This window comes from Rhodococcus jostii RHA1 (assembly GCF_000014565.1).
Classification (GTDB): domain Bacteria; phylum Actinomycetota; class Actinomycetes; order Mycobacteriales; family Mycobacteriaceae; genus Rhodococcus_F; species Rhodococcus_F jostii_A.
This window is the reverse complement of record NC_008268.1, coordinates 3,608,691-3,626,767: the sequence shown is the minus strand read 5'-3', so window position 1 is coordinate 3,626,767 and position 18,077 is coordinate 3,608,691. Positions and strand designations below refer to the sequence as shown.

Genomic DNA, 18,077 nt, shown 5'->3' with positions numbered 1-18,077 from the left:
CCGTGTCAGCCCTCGACTCGAGCCTCGAGTCGGGGGCAGATGCGCGGCCACTCCTCGTCGATCATCGAGAACAGTGCGGTGTTGCGCCACGTCCCGTCGCGGCGACGTCGGTGCTTGCGGAGGATTCCCTCGAACTCGGCCCCCAGCTTCGCGATGGCGCCGCGGGAGTGGGCGTTGCGTTCGTCGGTGTGCCATTCGACGCGGACCGCGCCGAGGTCTTCGAACGCCCGCCTCAGCAACAGCAGTTTCGCCTCCGGATTGATGAGCGTGCCCTGCGCGGAACGGGACAACCAGGTGTGCCCGATCGCGAGGCTGCGATTCTTCGGGTCGATCAGATACAGCGACGTCGAGCCGACGATCCTCTCGGTGGTGACGTCGATCTGCGCGTACGCGAGGCGGGTCGGATCCTCGTCGGCGGTGCGGACGAACGCCACCGCGTCGCCGCGGTCGGCGATCGCGGCGGACGTCCAGTGGAAGATGCGGGGGTCGTCGACGGCGTCCACCAGGCCGTCGACATGGTTGTCGCCCAGCGGTTCGAGTCGTACGTGCCGTCCGGTCAGTGTGGGGTGCGCGAACCAGGATTCGCTCATCGCACCGGCTCGGGAGATTTCAGCACCGGCCGTCGGCCGGACTCGGGACCGGTGCGCCCGCGGACGGGCGGATGCCGTTGGGCGGCACGCAGGAACACGAAGAACAGCACCACCAGCAGTCCCGCGCGGCCCCAGACCCCGAACTTCACGAGAACCTCGAACGTCGACGCGTCGGTCTGAGCGGCGAGGGCGCCGAAGTACTTGAAGACGCCGATCCCCATCGACAGGTCGGCCACCAGATACGCCGCGACGAGCCCCCACGGGACGCGCAGCAAGACGAAGAACGGGATCAGCCACAACGTGTACTGCGGCGAATGCACCTTGTGCAGCAGCAGGAATCCGCAGAGCATGGCGGCGCTGACGGCGATCCACGGGTAGGCGCCGTCGCGTTGGAACCGCAGCCAGCCGAGACGCAGGGCGATCGCGAACGCCGCGCACACGAGGAGCGGCGACAGCAGGCTCACCGTCTGGTCGTACGCGGGGAGCGGGACGTCGTCGGCGACCGGCCCGAACAGCGGTCGCAGGCCCCAGTACCAGATGGAGTTGGTGGTGAGGTCGGCCTGACGGTTCTCCTGGAACGTGAACGACGCCCGCCATCCGCTGTAGGAGATGAGGGCGAACGGCAGGTTCACCGCCACGACGGTGGAGATCGCAGCCACCGCGACCATCACCGCGCCGCGCACGTCGTAGCGCCGCCCGGCGGTGCCGTTCCGGGTGAGGACGTAGGCGATCAGCGGCAGCACGAACGCACCCGGATACACCTTCAGGCAGAAGCCGACGGCGAGGAGCACCGCCGCGAGGACGGCTCGGGCACGGAGGGGGATCCGTTCGAGTGTCATGACGAAGATCGCGGCCACCGACGTCGCGACCACCGGCAGTTCCCAGTTGTGGAAGGCGTACAGCACCAGCGGCGGCGTGGCCGACCACAACAGTGCCCACCAGCCGGCCAGACGTCCGAGCATCCACGCCGTGAGCAGGCCGAACGGGGCGAGGATCAGCGCCGAGTGCAGCAGGAAGTCGGCGTCGGTGTGTGAACCGATGCCGCCGAGCCACATCAGCACACCGCTCAGCACCGGGTACTCCACGGTGCCGCCGGTGAGGATGCCGTCGGCGTTGATCCCCCCGGTGACGTACGGGAAGACGTGCAGGTTGACGTCGCGTCCGAGCCACAGGAACTGGATGTCGGAGTAGCAGACCTGCGTGTCCTTGATGCGGTCGAAGATCAGGGATCGCCCGACGCCGTCGAACGGAGCCCCGGCGCACCGCGCCTTCTGCAGGTAGCCGGCGAGCATGGAGAGGCCCGCCAACCCGACGACGAGCGCCGTGATCGGCGACCGCTGCCGAGCTCCGATGTGCATGAATCCACATTAGGGTGCGTGGGCCTCCGCGTGCGAAGCGGAACGCCGCGGGTGCGGAGGTCAGTCGCTCGCCCGGCGCAGGGCGTCGGGTTTGTGGACGGCGTCCCGCCCGCTCTTGTCGCTGACGACGCGGTACTGCGGGTCGTCCTCGGACGCCCGCACCGTGCGGCCCGCCGCCTCGGTGTCCTCGGTGATCTCCTCCTCGACCGTCCCCGACGTGGTGGTGCCGTGGGTCTTCCACTCCACCTCGTCGCCCTGTCGGAATTTCTTCTCTTCTGCCATCGCGTCGGCGTACCCCGCGGTTCCCGGTGTCACACCGGCTTGCCTGATTTCGCTGGTCAGGGGCTCGTCGTGTAACCTGCAAAGGTTGCTGACGCAACGACCCTCCTGCCACGGACAGTCCGTGGCCGTTTTCACTAGTCCATAGGAGGTGATGAGGTCTTATGCGTCATTACGAATTGATGGTCATCCTTGACCCCAGCCTGGACGAGCGCACTGTTGCTCCTTCGCTGGATACGTTCCTCAATGTTGTTCGCCAGGACGGCGGCAAGATCGACAAGGTCGATGTCTGGGGTAAGCGTCGTCTCGCCTACGAGATCCTGAAGCACAGCGAAGGCATCTACGCGGTGATCGACATCAGCGCTACTCCCGCCACCGTCGCAGAGCTCGACCGTCAGCTCGGTCTGAACGAGTCGGTGCTGCGTACGAAGGTTCTGCGCCACAACAAGTGATTTCTGTCGGTCACCAGCCCTAGGCTCGTGCCCAACCGAACTCCACATTCTGCAGGAGGAACCATATGGCAGGCGACACCGTCATCACCGTCATCGGAAACTTGACGGCTGATCCGGAGCTTCGATTCACCCCCGCGGGAGCCGCGGTCGCGAACTTCACTGTCGCGTCCACGCCCCGCACCTTCGACCGTCAGACCAATGAATGGAAAGACGGCGAAGCACTGTTTCTGCGTTGCAACATCTGGCGCGAGGCAGCCGAGAACGTCGCGGAGAGCTTGACCCGTGGCTCGCGAGTGATCGTGAGTGGCCGGCTCAAGCAGCGTTCGTACGAAACTCGTGAAGGTGAAAAGCGCACTGTCGTCGAGCTCGAGGTCGACGAGATCGGCCCCTCGCTGAGGTACGCCACGGCCAAGGTCAACAAGGCCAACCGTGGTGGCGGCAGCGGCGGTGGCTTCGGTTCCTCCGGCGGATCGGGCGGCGGACGTCCGCAATCCAACACCGGCGGAGATGATCCGTGGGGCAGCGCGCCGCAGGCGTCCGGCTCCTTCGGAGGCTCTGGTGGCGGGAGCGACGAACCCCCGTTCTGATCCGTACCTGATCGGAACATCCAGAAAAGAGCAAACTAATGCCGAAGCCGCCCTTGCGCGACAAGGTAATGAAGAAGAAGATCTGCATCTTCTGCAAAGAGAAGAACACGCAGATCAACTACAAGGACACGACGCTTCTGCGTAAGTACGTCAGCGACCGCGGCAAGATCCGCGCGCGCCGTGTCACCGGCAACTGCGTCCAGCACCAGCGCGACGTTGCCATTGCCGTCAAGAACTCACGTGAGGTGGCGTTGCTGCCTTACGCCACCGTGGCTCGCTAAGGAAAGGGAGGAAAGACATGAAGCTCATCCTCACCGCTGACGTGGACAACCTCGGTGCGCCTGGCGACACCGTCGAGGTCAAGGACGGTTACGGCCGCAACTACCTGCTGCCCCGCGGCCTGGCCATCGTCGCCACCCGTGGCGCCGAGAAGCAGGTCGAGGGCATCCGTCGTGCGCAGGAAGCCCGCGCCGTGCGCGGACTCGACCACGCCAAGGAGCTCAAGGACGCCATCGAGGGCCTCGAGAACATCTCGCTGTCGGTCAAGACCGCCGGTGACTCGGGCAAGCTCTTCGGTTCGGTTACCGCCGCCGATGTCGCCGGTGCCATCAAGGCCGCCGGTGGACCCGTCGTCGACAAGCGCAACCTGGAGCTGCCGAAGGCTCACATCAAGGCGACCGGCAAGCACGCCATCGTCGTGAACCTGCACCCCGACGTGGTTGCGAAGTTCCACCTGAACGTCGTCGGCGCCTAGTCGACTCGTTTACTCACAGGCCCCCCGGACGCCTCGGCGTGTGGGGGGCCTGTGCTTGTCGATTCCGGCTCACAGCCGCCCTCTCGAGGCCGGTTTCACCGGTGTGAAGCACGCAGGAGAGCGGCTTCCAGCTGTGTCTGGAAGTTAGCCGCCCCGCCGGCGATCTGTGAGGTGAATCATATTGCCACGCAGGGGGCGACCAACTCAACACGCCCGAGTCGTCAACGTGAAAGACACGCCGAACGGGTTTTCATCCACAGTGGTGAGAAACCAAAAAACGGCTCTGATCTGGGTTTTTGGGATTGTGATATGCACTTATCCTCAGGTTATCCCCATGGGGTTAACAAAGATGCCCAGCGGTTTACACAATTTATCCCCAACTGTGTACACAGGCTGGTTTGAACACCGGGTAGCTAATCCCTAACGTCGTCCCGGCGTGTCTCGCGATCACGACGCCGGCTGCCGCGAAGAGCCTGCGAAGGTTGTCGGTAGGGGCGAGTACAAAGAGTTCGGGGCACCAACGCCGGGAAGCATTTTCCGGGGTGGCGCAACAGTGATGGGGAAGGTCGGTCGAGTGGCTGTAGTAGACGATCGGGGCCGTTCCGAATACCCGGGTCCGCCTGACGCGGAGCCCGGCGAAGAGTTCGGCCGGCAGCCACCTCAGGACATGGCGGCGGAGCAGTCCGTGCTCGGCGGCATGCTCCTCAGCAAGGACGCCATCGCGGACGTGCTCGAGGTGCTCCGTCCCGGCGACTTCTACCGTCCCGCGCACCAGTCGGTGTACGACGTGATCCTGGACCTCTACAGCCGCGGTGAGCCCGCCGACCCGGTCACGGTGTCCGCGGAGCTGGATCGTCGTGGCGAGCTCCGTCGCATCGGTGGAGCGCCTTATCTGGTGACGCTCACCCAGACCGTGCCCACCGCCGCCAACGCCGGCTACTACGCCGAGATCGTGGCGGAGAAGGCCATCCTGCGCCGCCTCGTCGACGCCGGCACCCGCATCGTCCAGTACGGCTACACCGGCGCCGACGGTCAGGACGTCGCCGAGGTCGTCGACCGCGCGCAGGCCGAGATCTTCGAGGTCACCGAACGCCGCACCACCGAGGACTTCGTCCCCCTCGAGGAGCTCCTGCAGCCCACGATGGACGAGATCGACTCCATCGCCAGCCGCGGCGGCATCTCCCTCGGTGTGCCCACCGGCTTCGTCGAACTCGACGAGATCACCAACGGCCTCCACCCCGGCCAGATGATCATCGTCGCGGCCCGACCCGGTGTGGGTAAGTCCACACTCGGAATGGATTTTTTGCGCTCCTGCTCCGTGAAGCACGGCATGGCCAGCGTCATGTTCTCGCTCGAGATGAGCAAGACCGAGATCGTCATGCGTCTGCTGTCGGCGGAGGCGAAGATCAAGCTCGGCGACATGCGCTCCGGCAAGATGACCGACGACGACTGGACGAAGCTCGCTCGACGTATGAGTGAGATCAGTGAAGCGCCGCTGTTCATCGACGACTCCCCCAACCTCACGATGATGGAGATCCGCGCAAAAGCCCGGCGGCTCAAGCAGAAACACGACATCAAGCTGATCGTGATCGACTACCTGCAGCTGATGAGCTCAGGTAAGAAGGTCGAGTCACGTCAGCAGGAAGTCTCCGAGTTCTCCCGTAGCCTCAAGCTTTTGGCGAAGGAACTCGAGGTTCCCGTGGTCGCGATCTGCCAGCTGAACCGTGGTCCCGAGCAGCGACAGGACAAGCGCCCCCAGGTCGCCGACCTTCGTGAGTCGGGATCGCTCGAGCAGGACGCCGACATGGTGATCCTGCTCTACCGCCCCGACGCCACCGAACGCGACGACCCCCGCGGCGGTGAGGCCGACCTCATCCTCGGCAAGCACCGTAACGGCCCGACCGCGACAATCACGGTGGCGCACCAGCTTCACCTGTCCAAGTTCGTCGACATGGCGCGGGGCTAGTACCGCCGCCGCCGACGGCAACAGCAGCAGCAGCTTGCCTGCTTGCTGCCGCCGCCCCTCCCACCTCCTACCCTCGGCCTGTTGTCTGACGGTTACCGCTCGGGCAACTCGTCGGTCGTCAGACCTGCGAGATGGCCGGATTCTCGTCCCGCCGGACGTTTCGGCGACCGGCTTGTCGGCCCGACGAAACGCTTCCATATGATGAGTGCGTCGGGCGCGCCGGTGTCCGCGAGTCGCGAAACCGGGTCCGGTGATCCAGGTCACCGCTGGTGGAACGGTGTGCGCTCGCCGGCAACCCACCTAAGGACACGCCACATGAGCCGGGAAGGCAGACAAGCGCAGTGAGCACAGTGGAACTGGCCCAGTGGAACTCCGAGGAAGCTCTCGCGGAGGCGATGATCCCGATCATCGGCGGCCTGCACCGCAGACGCTCGGTGACCATTCTGCTTCACAGTCGCTCCCTGGTGAACAAGTCGGTCATCAGTATCCTGCGGACCCATCGTTTCGCCCGGCAGATCAGCGGCGATGAACTGTCGGTCGAGGAGACGTTCCCCTTCCTCGAAGCGCTGACTCACCTCAATCTTCGGCCCTCGAAGATCGACCTCGGACTGCTGGTGATGGCCTATCGCGCCAACGGTGACGGAGCATCGGTCCCAGAGTTCGTTGCACGGAGCCTCGCCGACCTGGTCGGCGGCGCCCAGACGAGTCCCGCGCAGCCGCAGGACGTGATCCTGTACGGATTCGGGCGAATCGGTCGCCTCGTCGCTCGACTGCTTATCGAGAAGGCCGGCTCGGGCAATGGGCTGAACCTGCGTGCCGTGGTGGTCCGCAAAGGTGGCAGCGACGATCTGACCAAGCGCGCATCGTTGCTGCGCCGTGACTCCGTCCACGGGCAGTTCAACGGCACGATCAAGGTCGATACCGACAACAACACGCTGATCGCCAACGGCAACGTCATCAAGTTCATCTACAGCAACGACCCGGAGAGCCTCGACTACACCGAGCATGGCATCGACAACGCCATCCTGATCGACAACACCGGAATCTGGCGCGACCGCGACGGACTGTCGAAGCACCTCCGCCCCGGAGTCGCGAAGGTGGTGCTCACCGCGCCCGGCAAGGGAGACGTCCCGAACATCGTGCACGGCGTCAATCACCGCGACCTCGACCCGAACGAGCAGATCGTGTCGTGCGCGTCCTGCACCACCAATGCCATCGTCCCGCCGCTGAAGACCATGGACGACGAATTCGGTGTGTCCCGAGGCCACGTCGAGACCGTGCACTCGTTCACCAACGACCAGAACCTCTTGGACAACTATCACAAGGCCGACCGTCGTGGTCGTTCGGCGCCGTTCAACCTCGTGCTCACCGAGACCGGCGCCGCGTCGGCGGTCGCCAAGGCGCTCCCCGAGCTGAAGGCCAAGATCACTGGCAACTCGATCCGCGTTCCCACTCCGGACGTATCCGTCGCCATCCTCCACCTTCAGCTGGGTCGTGAGACCACCAGGGAGGAGGTGCTCGAGCATCTCAGCCAGGAGTCGCTCACCGGAGCGCTGAGCCGGAACCTCGACTACACCGCTGCAACCGATGCCGTGTCCAGTGACTTCATCGGTTCGCGCGCCGCGTGCATCGTCGACGCGAACGCGACGATCGTCGACGGCGACACCGCCATCCTCTACGTCTGGTATGACAACGAGTTCGGATACTCGTGCCAGGTGGTGCGCACTGTCCAGTACCTGTCCGGTGTGGAGTACCCCATCTACCCCGCGGTCGACGCCGCTGATGCGATGTCCGTGGGCTGACCGGCGCCACCGTAGGTTCACGACGCCCGGGACGAGCAGTGGCTGCTCTCCCGGGCGTCGTCGCGTATTCGGTGGGCCTCGCCGCTGAAAGCTCATCGTTCGTAACCGGGTGGAGGCGGCAGTGAGCGGAGTCGCAGAAATGGGACATCTTCCCGCGGAAACTCCGAGACAAGTGTCGTGGAAGATCTCGAAATTCCCAGGTCGAGCGGACAAGTGAGTCCGGAACCTACACCGATCCAATCGGCTGCTGCCGCGACCTCGATGCCGGGGCAAGCGTCGGACAGGACGGTTCGTGGCGGCAATCTGATAATGGGGACTGGACGAATCTCTTTGGCATGCGCTACAGCCGTTTTCGCTTACGAATTAGACACCGGCCTGAGACCATGAGTTCCTGGCGCGGTAGGCCGGGTTCGCGGTGGACCTACGCGTGGTGATGGGCGAGACCCGGGTGAGCCGCTGAGGCAAGCACACTCAGCCGTCGGCTGTGATGTCGCGGGCATCCTCGTCCTCCTCGCAGCCCCGATTCCGATGGCTTGAAACCATTGACTCGAAAGGGTGTTCGAACTAGAATTCACGGATGGGGCTCGGGGGAGATGTCCAGGGGGCGTTGTCGGAAGAGATTTTGGCGACCGCGGTCGGTGATGCGTGGCGTCTGGCCGAAGCGGAACTGCTCGAATCGGTCATTCGTATCTCGGAGGAGATTCAAAGACTCGAAGCCCTGCGCGTCAAGCTCGTCGGTGCCGTCGACCACCGCTGCAAGGTTGATGTGCTGGGGTTTCCGAACGCCAAGATGTGGCTGGCCTCCAAGACATTGCTCGAGGTAGGTGCGGCAGGGCGAATCGTGCTGTTGGGCCGAGGCTTGCGTCTCCAACCGGAAATCGCGGACGAGTACTTCGACACCAACATTTCGGCAGAGCACGCAGCGCTGATCATGAAGTTCTGCGAACGGCCACCCAAGGGGATGCCGCTCGAGGCGTTGGATGACTGCCGAAATGCGTTGCTGTTCGCCGCAACCGGCCCTACAGCCAACACGGACGCAGTGCGCGCCGTTATCGCCAGACTGGAACGCACCTTCGAATCCGACGACCCGCCGCCCAGTGAAGACACCGAACTCAACGAATTCCACGCGTCCAAGACACTCAACGGCCGCGTCGCCGTCAAAGGCGACCTGGATGCCGTGACCGGCGAAATGCTGCTCTCGGCTCTCTCCGGACTGTCCAAGCCGCGACCGGCGCAGGACGGCACCAAAGACAGCCGCACGCCCGGACAGCGACGAGCCGACGGGTTCACCGAACTCCTTCGCCGCTACCTCGACTCCGGGATCGCCGGCGAAGAAGGCGGCGAACGGCCACACGTCTCACTTCACGTGAACGTCAAGGATCTCGCCGACCACACTGACTGCAGCGCGCGACAACAGCGCGATGCCTCCGCCACTGACGAGTCGCTTTTCGCCGTCGACGGAGTCGCCTGGACCGAGTGGATGGGGCCACTGAGCCTCAGGGCAGCCCGGCTCCTCAGCTGCGATTCGATCTACACGCCGATCGTGCTCGACGAGAACGGGGCGCCACTCGACCTCGGTATTTCCACTCGAACAGTGACCAAGAGGCAGCGAAAAGCGTTGGTGGCGAGGGATCGAGGATGCGCGTTCCCCGGGTGTGGTGCGCCGCCATCATGGTGCGAGGGTCACCACATCGTTCACTGGTCCGTCGGGGGACCCTCCGACATGGGAAACCTGGTCCTGCTCTGCGGATTCCACCACCGACTCCTCCACCACAGTGAGTGGGAAGTAGAGATGGGAACCGATCGGCACCCCACGTTCATCCCACCGCGGCAGGTCGACTGGGAACGGAAGCCGATACCGGCACACAACCAGGCACGGCCCCGAGCATCCTGACCGCCCCGCAAAGCGCACACTGCCGACTCTGCAACAGGCCGATTCCTGTTGCCGAGCCGGCATGCCGTCGTGGCGGGGTCCTCCAGCCATACGCGAGTACTGGATCGGTGGCGGCTGCAACAGCCAACTCCGGCGCGATCGGACCGCAGATAACTGCCATGCGGCCCGCGGTGTGCCCGCCCCGACACGCGGGGAAGGCACGGAACTGTCGGCGCATACCCATTAAGGTCCGGAAGACACGGCAATCGGGCACCCCGCGGCGCTCGCCGGAAGGAACGCGAATGTACGAGGTCAAGGCACCCACCTCGCGAATGTGAGGAAACGATGGCGTGTGAGATCTATCCGGAGGTGTTCGTCGTCAAGGGTCGCGACGTGCTCTCGACATATGCGGGACCAGCCAATGGTCACTGTCCCTGCGGCCCCCTGTCTCTGGACGTCGATGCCGTCTTCGGGATCGACGAAACCCAGCTGACGCGCGCTGTCCATTGGGCTACTTCGATCTATCGGCCGCTGACGACGAGACCACTCGGATACTCACGACTCCCGGGTTCGGTTTCCCGCTCGCGGCGTGTGGACTCTGGCAGCAAAAGCAGGCGGATACCCACTTCTGACGACATGTCTGCCCTCCGCAAATAAAACAAACCAATCGGCCCGTTTTCTGGTAACGTCTCGGCCGTCATGGTGGTCACATGGCAACGCGGACGCCTCGGGCACACGAGTCGGTTCACGCGAGGGGTGGGGTGCAGGTGTAGCCCGAGCTGCTGGTTGGGCGGCACCTGCACCCAGCGTCGCCGGACTCGACGCGCGCCGGCCATCAAGTCGAGTCGAGCGCTCGGTCGGCCCCGGTGTCCCCTGCTCGCGGTGTCGAAGGCCGCCTACCCGAGTGACGCACATCACAGCTATCCCGGGTTCTGCCGGTGTAACGCTCCCGGCCCTCCCCGACACCGTTCGAATAGCCGCAGACGCTGGGCCCGCGGCACTCGGATGAGGAACACCTACCGCCATGAGCACCACACAGCTTCACTCGATCACCCACTCCGCCACCAGCACCTCCTCCTGGAAGCGACTGGCTGCCGTCGCCGCCGCGACCGCGGCACTCGGCCTCGTCCCGGTCGGTGCCGCCAACGCCACCATCGCACCGCCGAACGCCGCGCAGCCGGTTGCCGCCGCAGTCACCCACGACAGCCCGCTCGACCGCGACAACGACATGCAGGAGCAACGCCAGCACGACCGTCAGCGTGACCAGCGGCAGGACCGCCGCGCCGAAACCATCGTGCTCGACCAGATCCTGGTCGGCTGGAACAGCAGCAACCAGATGTAGAGCGGCGACTTGCCTGGGCCGTCCAGGCAACCCGAACCGTCACGCCAGCCGCCGAACAAGGACAGCTACCAATGACACAGCACCGCATCACCAGTCCCTTCGGCGCGGCCTCGACCGCCGCCGAGGTCCTCGAAGGAATAGACCTGCGCGGCAAGCGCAGCATCGTCACGGGCGCCTCGTCCGGCATCGGCCTCGAGACCGCTCGCGCGCTCGCGACTGCCGGCGCGGACGTCACCATCGCCGTCCGAAACCCGGACGCCGGCCGCGGCGTCGCCGACGACATCAACACCGCCCTCGGTCAGGAACGTGTCGCAGTCCGGACGCTCGATCTCGCCGATCTCAGCTCAGTTCACCGCTTCGCCGAACAATGGGGCAGCACTGCACTCGACGTGCTGATCAACAACGCCGGAATCATGGCCACCCCGCTCGGCCGAACGAGGTCCGGATGGGAATCGCAGTTCGCGACCAACCACCTCGGTCACTTCGCGCTGGCGAACGCCCTTCACGACGCGCTCGCACACGCCAACGGTGCGCGAATCGTGTCCCTGAGTTCCCGCGGACACCTGAGCTCCGACATCGTCTTCGACGACATCAACTTCGACAACCGCGAGTACGACCCGTGGCTTGCATACGGGCAATCCAAAACCGCGAATGTGTTGTTCGCAGTCGAGGCGACCCGCCGCCGGGCACACGACGGAATCACGGCAAACGCGCTGCATCCCGGCGGGATCTGGACCAACTTGACCCGACATCTGCCCGAGAACGTGTACAACAGCCTGCGCGCGGACCCCACCGCCGAGTACAAGTCACCACAGCAGGGAGCGGCGACATCCGTGTTCGTCGCCACGTCACCCCTCCTCCGCGGCATCGGGGGACGCTACTTCGAAGACAGCAATCAAGCCGTCCGTTACGTGGGCGGACCCGAGCGAGTCGGAGTCGCCGACTACGCCCTCAACCCTGAATCGGCGCAACGACTCTGGACGCTGTCCCTCGCAGCAGTCGACGGGTAGACCGCCCTCGAGGAGGTTCCGCACACCCACCCACCTGTTCGACAAATCCCGAGTATCCGCGTCGTCATGACGACCACCGACTCCAACCTGTGGGGCGGAAACTCCGGCCACACCTACACCTACACCCTCACCCGCCGGCCCGGCGGGACGACCGACGTCGACGCCGCCGTGGTCCGTGACGGCAAGAACATTCGAGGAAACGCGCAACGCCACTCCGAAGACGGCGGACAACACCTAGGCGCACACTGGGCGCCGGCGAGAACCACAGCCGGCGTTCGAGTTACACCCCAACGATGTCAGATTCCCGCACGAGCGCGAAGCGCGGTCAACAACCCGCGGCGCTTACCCGTAACCGGATCGACCTGCGGGCGCGGGTCGGTGAACTTGCGTTCCGACGCCGTCTCAGGGGCGTCGTCGGCGGTGGCGGTGAGGAATTTGTTCGGCAGCGCCAGCTTGGCGATGGTCCGCCACGATTCGAAGTACTGCTCCGGCAGCGAACCCGTGGTGTAGGGCAGATCGTATTTCTGGGCCAGCGCCTGCACCCGTACGGAGATCTCCCGCAGGCGGTTGCTCGGCAGGTCCGGGAACAGGTGATGCTCGATCTGGTAGCACAGGTTGCCGCTCATGAACTCCATGACCGGGCCGGCCTCGAAGTTCGCGCTACCCAGCATCTGCCGCAGGTACCACTGGCCTCGTGTCTCGTTCTCGAGGTCCTTCGTTGTGAATTTCTCGGCGCCGTCCGGGAAATGACCGCAGAAGATCACGGCGTTCGTCCATACGTTGCGGATCACGTTCGCCGTCAGATTGGCTGTGAATGTCGTCAGGAAGGCCGGACCGGTGAGCGCCGGGTAGACGACGTAGTCCTTACGCACCTGGCGGCCGACCTTCTCGAGCACCTCGCGGCACCTACGCTCGAACTCCTCACGATCGACACCGCCCATTGCCACCTTGCCGAGTTCGAGGTGCTGGAGGGCAACGCCGTACTCGAAGAACAACTGCAGCAACAGGTTGTAGACCGGGTTGCCGACGCTCAACGGCGTCCACTGCTGGTCGCGAGTGACACGCAGCATGCCGTAGCCCACGTCGTCATCCATCCCCAGCACATTCGTGTACTTGTGGTGAACGTAGTTGTGGGTCTGCTTCCAATGCTCCGACAGGCCGGCGATGTCCCACTCCCAGAACGACGAGTGGATCTCCGGATCGTTCATCCAATCCCACTGCCCGTGTAGCACGTTGTGACCGAGTTCCATGTTCTCGATGATCTTGGCGGTGCCGAGCATCGCGGTCCCCGCAAGCCACGCCGGCGGAAACAGACTCGCGAACAATATTGCGCGTCCACCGATTTCGAGCGACCGCTGCAAACGGATCGCGTTCTTGATGTACCGGGCATCACTCTCCCCGCGTGAAGCTTCGATGTCTCGCCGGATCGCGTCGAACTCGATCCCGAGCGCTTCTACATCGGCCTCGGTCAGGTGGGTGTACATCTTGACATCCGAAATCGCCATAACGTCACGCTACGGCAAGTTACGGAAGCGTAGGTTACGTGCAGATGAGATGTGAGTTAGTTCGGACCTCCTCGCCGGCGCGGTTTGGGCTCGGCAGTTGAGGGCAAGCTGTCCAGGTGGGCGTTCGGACGATGATTCGGCTGACCGCTCGTGCCACACAACGATCAGGAGATGTCATGCAGAAAGTGTTGATCTTCGCAGCGGGGGCGGCCGCGGGTTTCGTCCTGGGCACTCGGTCCGGCCGACAGACCTACGAGAAGATGAGGCATCAGTCCCTCGAACTTTGGCACAACCCCACCGTGCAGGAGAAGGTGAGCGAGGCGACCGAGACTGTGAAGGACAAGGCGCCACAGGTGCAGCACAAGGTCGGCGAACTGGCGAAGAAGGCTACCCACCGCGGCACCGACACGAGCGCAACGAGCGCCCCTACCAACGGAGTGTCACTGGAGGAAGCTGCGGGCCGCACCCCGACGCCGCCGGCGACCGTTACTTCGCCGACGGACGGCAAGCACGCCCAGGGCCCGAACTGACGGGGTCGGGCCTGCAGCCTGGCGCACCATCGTCTTCGATTGTCAGGGTGACGGGGGCGCCTCCGATGTCGGGTTCAGCCTTGTGACGTTGGGTATTCGGCCATCAGGTGCTGTGATGTTCCGGATCATCAGAGGGCTCAGGCCGCACCGGTTCAGAATCGAGAGCCGGTGCGGCCGCACCGCCGTCGAAACGACAGAAATGCCGTCGGCACCCGCAGTAGCTCACTTCTTGTCTTCGGCTTTGCCGACGCCTCCCTGATGCGCGGGTCCGACTCCGGAGTCGCTGCCCTCGGTCTCGGCGGCCTGTGCGGCGGGTGTCTCCTCGGCTGGTGAGGCCACGGCGCCGCGTGGGGTCTCCCCGGGTTTCGGTGACTGCATTCCGCTGGAGTCCACATGGTCGTCGTGCTCCGGGCGCCCTTCCTTAGTGCTGGTCGTCCGGCCGTCGTACGGCGGTGTGGCCGGCTCCGCATCGCCGGGAGGCAGCGAGCCGCCGGCGGGCGCAGGGTTCGTGCCCGGCTCCCCGGAGGAGGTGACCTCCTCCTGGTCCAGAGAACCCGCCTTACGGTCCGTCTGGCCCGCGCCGGCCTGGTCCGGGCCCGCGTCTCGCGAGCCCTTGGGGCCACGCTCCGACTGCGGTTCCTCATGCAACTGCTTGCCTGATTCGGTACTCATGTTCACTCCTTGCCGGCGCAGCGGAACGCCGGATTCTCACTTTCTTCGTGGTTGACATCTGTTGTAGCTATGCCCTGGGATGCGAACGCGAAACCGCATCTTCCGATTGGGGACAAGTTGTGGCGCTGCGCCAACGCTGATTCGTTTTGCGAACGTTTGGGCACTCCGAGAAGAACGGCCCGTACAGCCACGATGCGGCGCCGATCCCACGGATTTTCAGCGAGGAGCTACGCCGTGCCCAAAAAGAACCCGCCCATCCCCGGAACTCCCGGTTCCGGTACCCCGACGCTCGCCGAGCCCACGGAACCCACTGAGCCGTTGCCCCCGAAGCCGGATCAGCGGGCTCCCGCGCTGGGCAGCGCGACCGGGCAACCCGTCGAAGGCCCGGACACTGCCCGTGGCCAGCAAGGTGAGCACCTCACCACGTCGCAGGGCGCGCGGCTGTACGACACCGACCACTCGCTCAAGGCGGGAACCCGGGGACCGACCCTGCTCCAGGACCACCATCTTCGTGAGAAGATCACGCACTTCGATCACGAGCGGATCCCGGAGCGGGTGGTACACGCGCGCGGCGCGGCTGCCCACGGCGTCTTCCGCGGATACGGTTCCGCCGACCCGATCAGCAAGGCGGCGTTCCTCGGCAAGGACGTCGAGACGCCGGTCTTCGTCCGGTTCTCCACCGTCCTCGGCTCCCGAGGATCGGCCGACGCCGTCCGCGACACCCGAGGGTTCGCGACCAAGTTCTACACCGGCGAAGGCACTTTCGACATGGTGGGAAACAACATTCCGGTCTTCTTCATTCAGGACGGCATCAAGTTTCCCGACGTCGTCCATGCTGCCAAGCCGCATCCGGATCGCGAGATTCCGCAGGCGCAGAGCGCGCACGACACCTTCTGGGACTTCGTGTCCCTGCACACGGAAGCTACCGCGCACACGTTGTGGAACATGTCCGATCGCGGTATCCCGCGGTCGTATCGGATGATGGAAGGCTTCGGCGTCAACACCTTTCGGATGGTGAACGCGGCGGGCGAGAGTTCGCTCGTGAAGTTCCACTGGAAGCCGAAACTCGGTGTGCACTCGCTGGTGTGGGAAGAAGCTCAGATCGTCAACGGCATGGACCCCGACTACCACCGCCGCGATCTCGCCGACGCGATCGAGTCCGGCGCGTACCCGGAATGGGAGCTGGGCATCCAGGCGTTCCCGGACACCCCGGACCAGACGTTCGAGGGCATCGACCTGCTCGACCCGACCAAGATGGTGCCCGAGGAACTGGCCCCCGTGCAGCCGATCGGGCTGATGACGCTCGACGCGAATCCGACGAACTTCTTCGCCGAGACCGAGCAGGTGGCGTTCCACCCCGGGCACCTCGTACCAGGGATCGACGTCACCGACGACCCGCTACTGCAGGCGCGGTTGTTCTCCTACCTCGACACCCAGATCAGCCGGCTCGGCGGGCCCAACTTCGGGCAGATACCGATCAATCGGCCCCAGGCCGACGTCAACGACATGCTGCGCGACGGTATGCACCAGACGGGAGTCCATCCGGGTGTCGCGCCGTATCGGCCGAATTCGCTCGACGCAGGTTGCCCGTTCCTGGCCGGAGCGGACACGGCGTTCGTCGAGGTGCCGGTGCCGATGCCGGAGTCGACGAAACTGCGCGCCGCCCCCGCGAGTTTCGACGACCACTTCTCGCAGGCAAGACTGTTCTACGCCAGCCTCAGCCCGGTCGAGCAGGCGCACGTCGCGGAGGCCTATACGTTCGAGCTGGGCAAGTGCTATGAGCAGGTGATCAAGGAGCGCGCCCTCGAGGTCGTCGCGAACATCGATCCCGAACTGTGTGAGCAGGTGGCCGCGGGTCTCGGACTCCCGGCGCCCGCGCCGACCGTCGCCTACGACGCGGCTCCGACGCCCAGTCCCGCGCTGTCACAGGTCGGTGCCGAGTGGCCGCTGGACGGCCGGATCATCGGCATCGTCGCCGACGACGAGTCGGATCTGTCCGAGGTGGCCGACGCGGTCGAGATGATCGGCAAGAACGGTATGGTGCCGCTCGTCATCGGACCGCACGGTGGCAAATTGGGGTCGGGCAAGGGCGCCGTCCCGGTGTCCCGGACGTTCCTCACGATGCGATCGGTGGAGTTCGACGCCATCCTCGTTGCGGCGCCGGCGTCGGACCCGCGGGTGCAGGTGTTGCTGACCGAAGCGTTCCGGCACTGCAAGGCGATCGGGGGATGGGCCGCCGGTCGCGGCCTCCTCGAAGCGGCCGGAATTTCGGCCGAGGCCCCGGGCATCGTGATCGCCGACGACGCGTCCGCACTGTTCGACGGCCTCACTGCGCTGATGAAGTCCCACCGCGTCTGGGAGCGCCAGGTATGACGTGACCGTGTGAAGTGAATTGTCTGGACGAGGGTCTCGACGCCGCCGATGGTGTCGAGGCCCTCGTCGCCCGACTCTCGTTCGAGACGAAAGCAATTGCGGTGATGCGGGTTACTCTCGCTCGCCCTAGGGTACTTCGATAGTCAGGTCATCGTCGTGTCCGGACGCGACGACGGCTAGGCTCCCCGGTTGAGTCCACAGCCGACGGGGCTGCCAACGAGTGTGGGAGACAACGAGTCACGGCACAACGCACGAGGTGGAGAGATCGCAGACCGGCGGGTTCTACGGGGACGGGTCGCCGCGTCCGTGGCGACTTCCCCGATACGCGCCGACCCGCACCCCGGCGAGCCAGGCGGGGCGCAGCGCCAACCCCGGTGGACAGTGGAGTACCGGGTCGAAGGTGGGTTGGTCGTCGTCCGGCAGTTCCTGCACCCGTGTCAGTTCGACATGCCCGCCGGCAACGGCCGGCCCGGTCGCCGAGACGAGGTCCAGACGGAACCTCAGCGGCGCGTCGGTGAGGGCCTGCCTCAACGCGTCCAGTGAGGTCGTCGCCGGATGCGGTCCCACCGGGACGGCCAGGACCCATCGGGTGTCCGTTCCGTTCGACGAATAGGGCATCAGACTGCTGTACCGGGCACTGCTCCACGCCCGTGCAGGGAGCGGGAGAATCCGAGTCACCACCGAGGTGCCCGAGCTGGCCAGCAGAAGATCCCACTCGGTATCAGGCGGGTCGAGCGGGATCTTCAACGCGAGCCCGAGCACGTCCGGTACTCCTGTCGGAGTTCCCACTCCCCCGGACAGTCTCGCCACCACGTCGATCGGTGTTCCGGTCTTCAGCGTCCACCAGGGGGAGTCGAGTTCGACGTGCCCGGTACCTACCAGGCCACGCGGATGGAAGACCCGGACGCCGCCCCGCAACGCGGCGGCCACCTGAAACGGCCCCCGGACGAACACGGTCCTCGCTGCACCCACAGCGCGTCCGGT

Annotated in this window: 17 protein-coding genes; 11 read left to right on the top strand and 6 right to left on the bottom strand. The window is 65.1% G+C overall.

All coding sequences use genetic code 11. The features are described 5' to 3' along the window. Positions 1–5: 5 nt before the first annotated feature. Genes RHA1_RS16670 through RHA1_RS16660 form a run of 3 tightly spaced genes read right to left on the bottom strand, consistent with a single transcriptional unit; the run spans position 6 to position 2,230 of the window. A complete protein-coding gene (locus tag RHA1_RS16670) occupies positions 6–590 on the bottom strand; it encodes a GNAT family N-acetyltransferase (protein ID WP_009476437.1) in 585 nt (194 codons plus the stop codon). Then, positions 587–1,948: a glycosyltransferase family protein gene (locus RHA1_RS16665; protein WP_011596067.1), complete on the bottom strand. Its 1,362-nt coding sequence runs from the start codon at positions 1,946–1,948 to the stop codon at positions 587–589. Before RHA1_RS16665 ends, RHA1_RS16670 begins: the two co-directional genes overlap by 4 nt. A gap of 60 nt (positions 1,949–2,008) precedes the next feature. After that, the gene (locus RHA1_RS16660; RefSeq protein ID WP_029539770.1) at positions 2,009–2,230 is read right to left on the bottom strand and encodes a hypervirulence associated TUDOR domain-containing protein; all 222 of its coding nucleotides are present in this window, start codon (positions 2,228–2,230) and stop codon (positions 2,009–2,011) included. 161 nt (positions 2,231–2,391) lie between these two features. On the opposite strand from RHA1_RS16660, the gene rpsF reads away from it, so the two are divergent. The 9 genes from rpsF to RHA1_RS16610 all read left to right on the top strand — a co-directional run bounded on the left by rpsF (position 2,392) and on the right by RHA1_RS16610 (position 12,013). Continuing rightward, positions 2,392–2,679, top strand: coding sequence for a 30S ribosomal protein S6 (gene rpsF / locus RHA1_RS16655; RefSeq protein WP_005249677.1), 288 nt, complete (start codon positions 2,392–2,394; stop codon positions 2,677–2,679). A gap of 65 nt (positions 2,680–2,744) precedes the next feature. Further along, complete coding sequence (locus RHA1_RS16650; RefSeq protein ID WP_005249678.1) at positions 2,745–3,266, top strand: single-stranded DNA-binding protein; 522 nt, start codon at positions 2,745–2,747, stop codon at positions 3,264–3,266. Between the two features lie 38 nt (positions 3,267–3,304). After that, positions 3,305–3,547 carry a 30S ribosomal protein S18 gene (rpsR, locus tag RHA1_RS16645; RefSeq protein WP_005249686.1) on the top strand — a complete coding sequence of 81 codons (243 nt, stop codon included), beginning with the start codon at positions 3,305–3,307 and terminating at the stop codon, positions 3,545–3,547. Between the two features lie 17 nt (positions 3,548–3,564). Beyond that, positions 3,565–4,020 carry a 50S ribosomal protein L9 gene (rplI, locus tag RHA1_RS16640; RefSeq protein WP_009476433.1) on the top strand — a complete coding sequence of 152 codons (456 nt, stop codon included), beginning with the start codon at positions 3,565–3,567 and terminating at the stop codon, positions 4,018–4,020. Between the two features lie 574 nt (positions 4,021–4,594). Then, on the top strand, positions 4,595–5,986 hold the full coding sequence (gene dnaB, locus RHA1_RS16635) for a replicative DNA helicase (RefSeq protein ID WP_029539771.1): 1,392 nt from the start codon (positions 4,595–4,597) through the stop codon (positions 5,984–5,986). Between the two features lie 341 nt (positions 5,987–6,327). Continuing rightward, entirely contained in the window at positions 6,328–7,788 is a 1,461-nt protein-coding gene (locus RHA1_RS16630) for a glyceraldehyde-3-phosphate dehydrogenase (RefSeq protein WP_041811567.1), read from the top strand. Positions 7,789–8,365: 577 nt separating this feature from the next. Further along, positions 8,366–9,682 carry an HNH endonuclease signature motif containing protein gene (locus RHA1_RS16625; RefSeq protein WP_011596063.1) on the top strand — a complete coding sequence of 439 codons (1,317 nt, stop codon included), beginning with the start codon at positions 8,366–8,368 and terminating at the stop codon, positions 9,680–9,682. 1,003 nt (positions 9,683–10,685) lie between these two features. Then, positions 10,686–11,003, top strand: a complete 318-nt coding sequence (locus RHA1_RS16615; protein WP_011596061.1) for a hypothetical protein — start codon at positions 10,686–10,688, stop codon at positions 11,001–11,003. 71 nt (positions 11,004–11,074) lie between these two features. Then, complete coding sequence (locus RHA1_RS16610) at positions 11,075–12,013, top strand: SDR family NAD(P)-dependent oxidoreductase (RefSeq protein WP_011596060.1); 939 nt, start codon at positions 11,075–11,077, stop codon at positions 12,011–12,013. 296 nt (positions 12,014–12,309) lie between these two features. Here the strand turns inward: RHA1_RS16610 and RHA1_RS16605 are convergent, their stop codons facing one another. Beyond that, a complete protein-coding gene (locus RHA1_RS16605) occupies positions 12,310–13,518 on the bottom strand; it encodes a fatty acid desaturase family protein (RefSeq protein ID WP_011596059.1) in 1,209 nt (402 codons plus the stop codon). A 176-nt stretch (positions 13,519–13,694) separates the two neighbouring features. On the opposite strand from RHA1_RS16605, the gene RHA1_RS16600 reads away from it, so the two are divergent. Continuing rightward, on the top strand, positions 13,695–14,048 hold the full coding sequence (locus RHA1_RS16600) for a YtxH domain-containing protein (protein WP_009476423.1): 354 nt from the start codon (positions 13,695–13,697) through the stop codon (positions 14,046–14,048). 222 nt (positions 14,049–14,270) lie between these two features. Here the strand turns inward: RHA1_RS16600 and RHA1_RS16595 are convergent, their stop codons facing one another. Next, a complete protein-coding gene (locus RHA1_RS16595; RefSeq protein WP_011596057.1) occupies positions 14,271–14,720 on the bottom strand; it encodes a hypothetical protein in 450 nt (149 codons plus the stop codon). Positions 14,721–14,912: 192 nt separating this feature from the next. On the opposite strand from RHA1_RS16595, the gene RHA1_RS16590 reads away from it, so the two are divergent. Beyond that, complete coding sequence (locus RHA1_RS16590; protein ID WP_011596056.1) at positions 14,913–17,093, top strand: catalase; 2,181 nt, start codon at positions 14,913–14,915, stop codon at positions 17,091–17,093. Between the two features lie 282 nt (positions 17,094–17,375). On the opposite strand, the gene RHA1_RS16585 is transcribed toward RHA1_RS16590, so the two are convergent. Next, complete coding sequence (locus RHA1_RS16585; RefSeq protein WP_050787496.1) at positions 17,376–18,047, bottom strand: hypothetical protein; 672 nt, start codon at positions 18,045–18,047, stop codon at positions 17,376–17,378. Positions 18,048–18,077 lie beyond the last annotated feature (30 nt).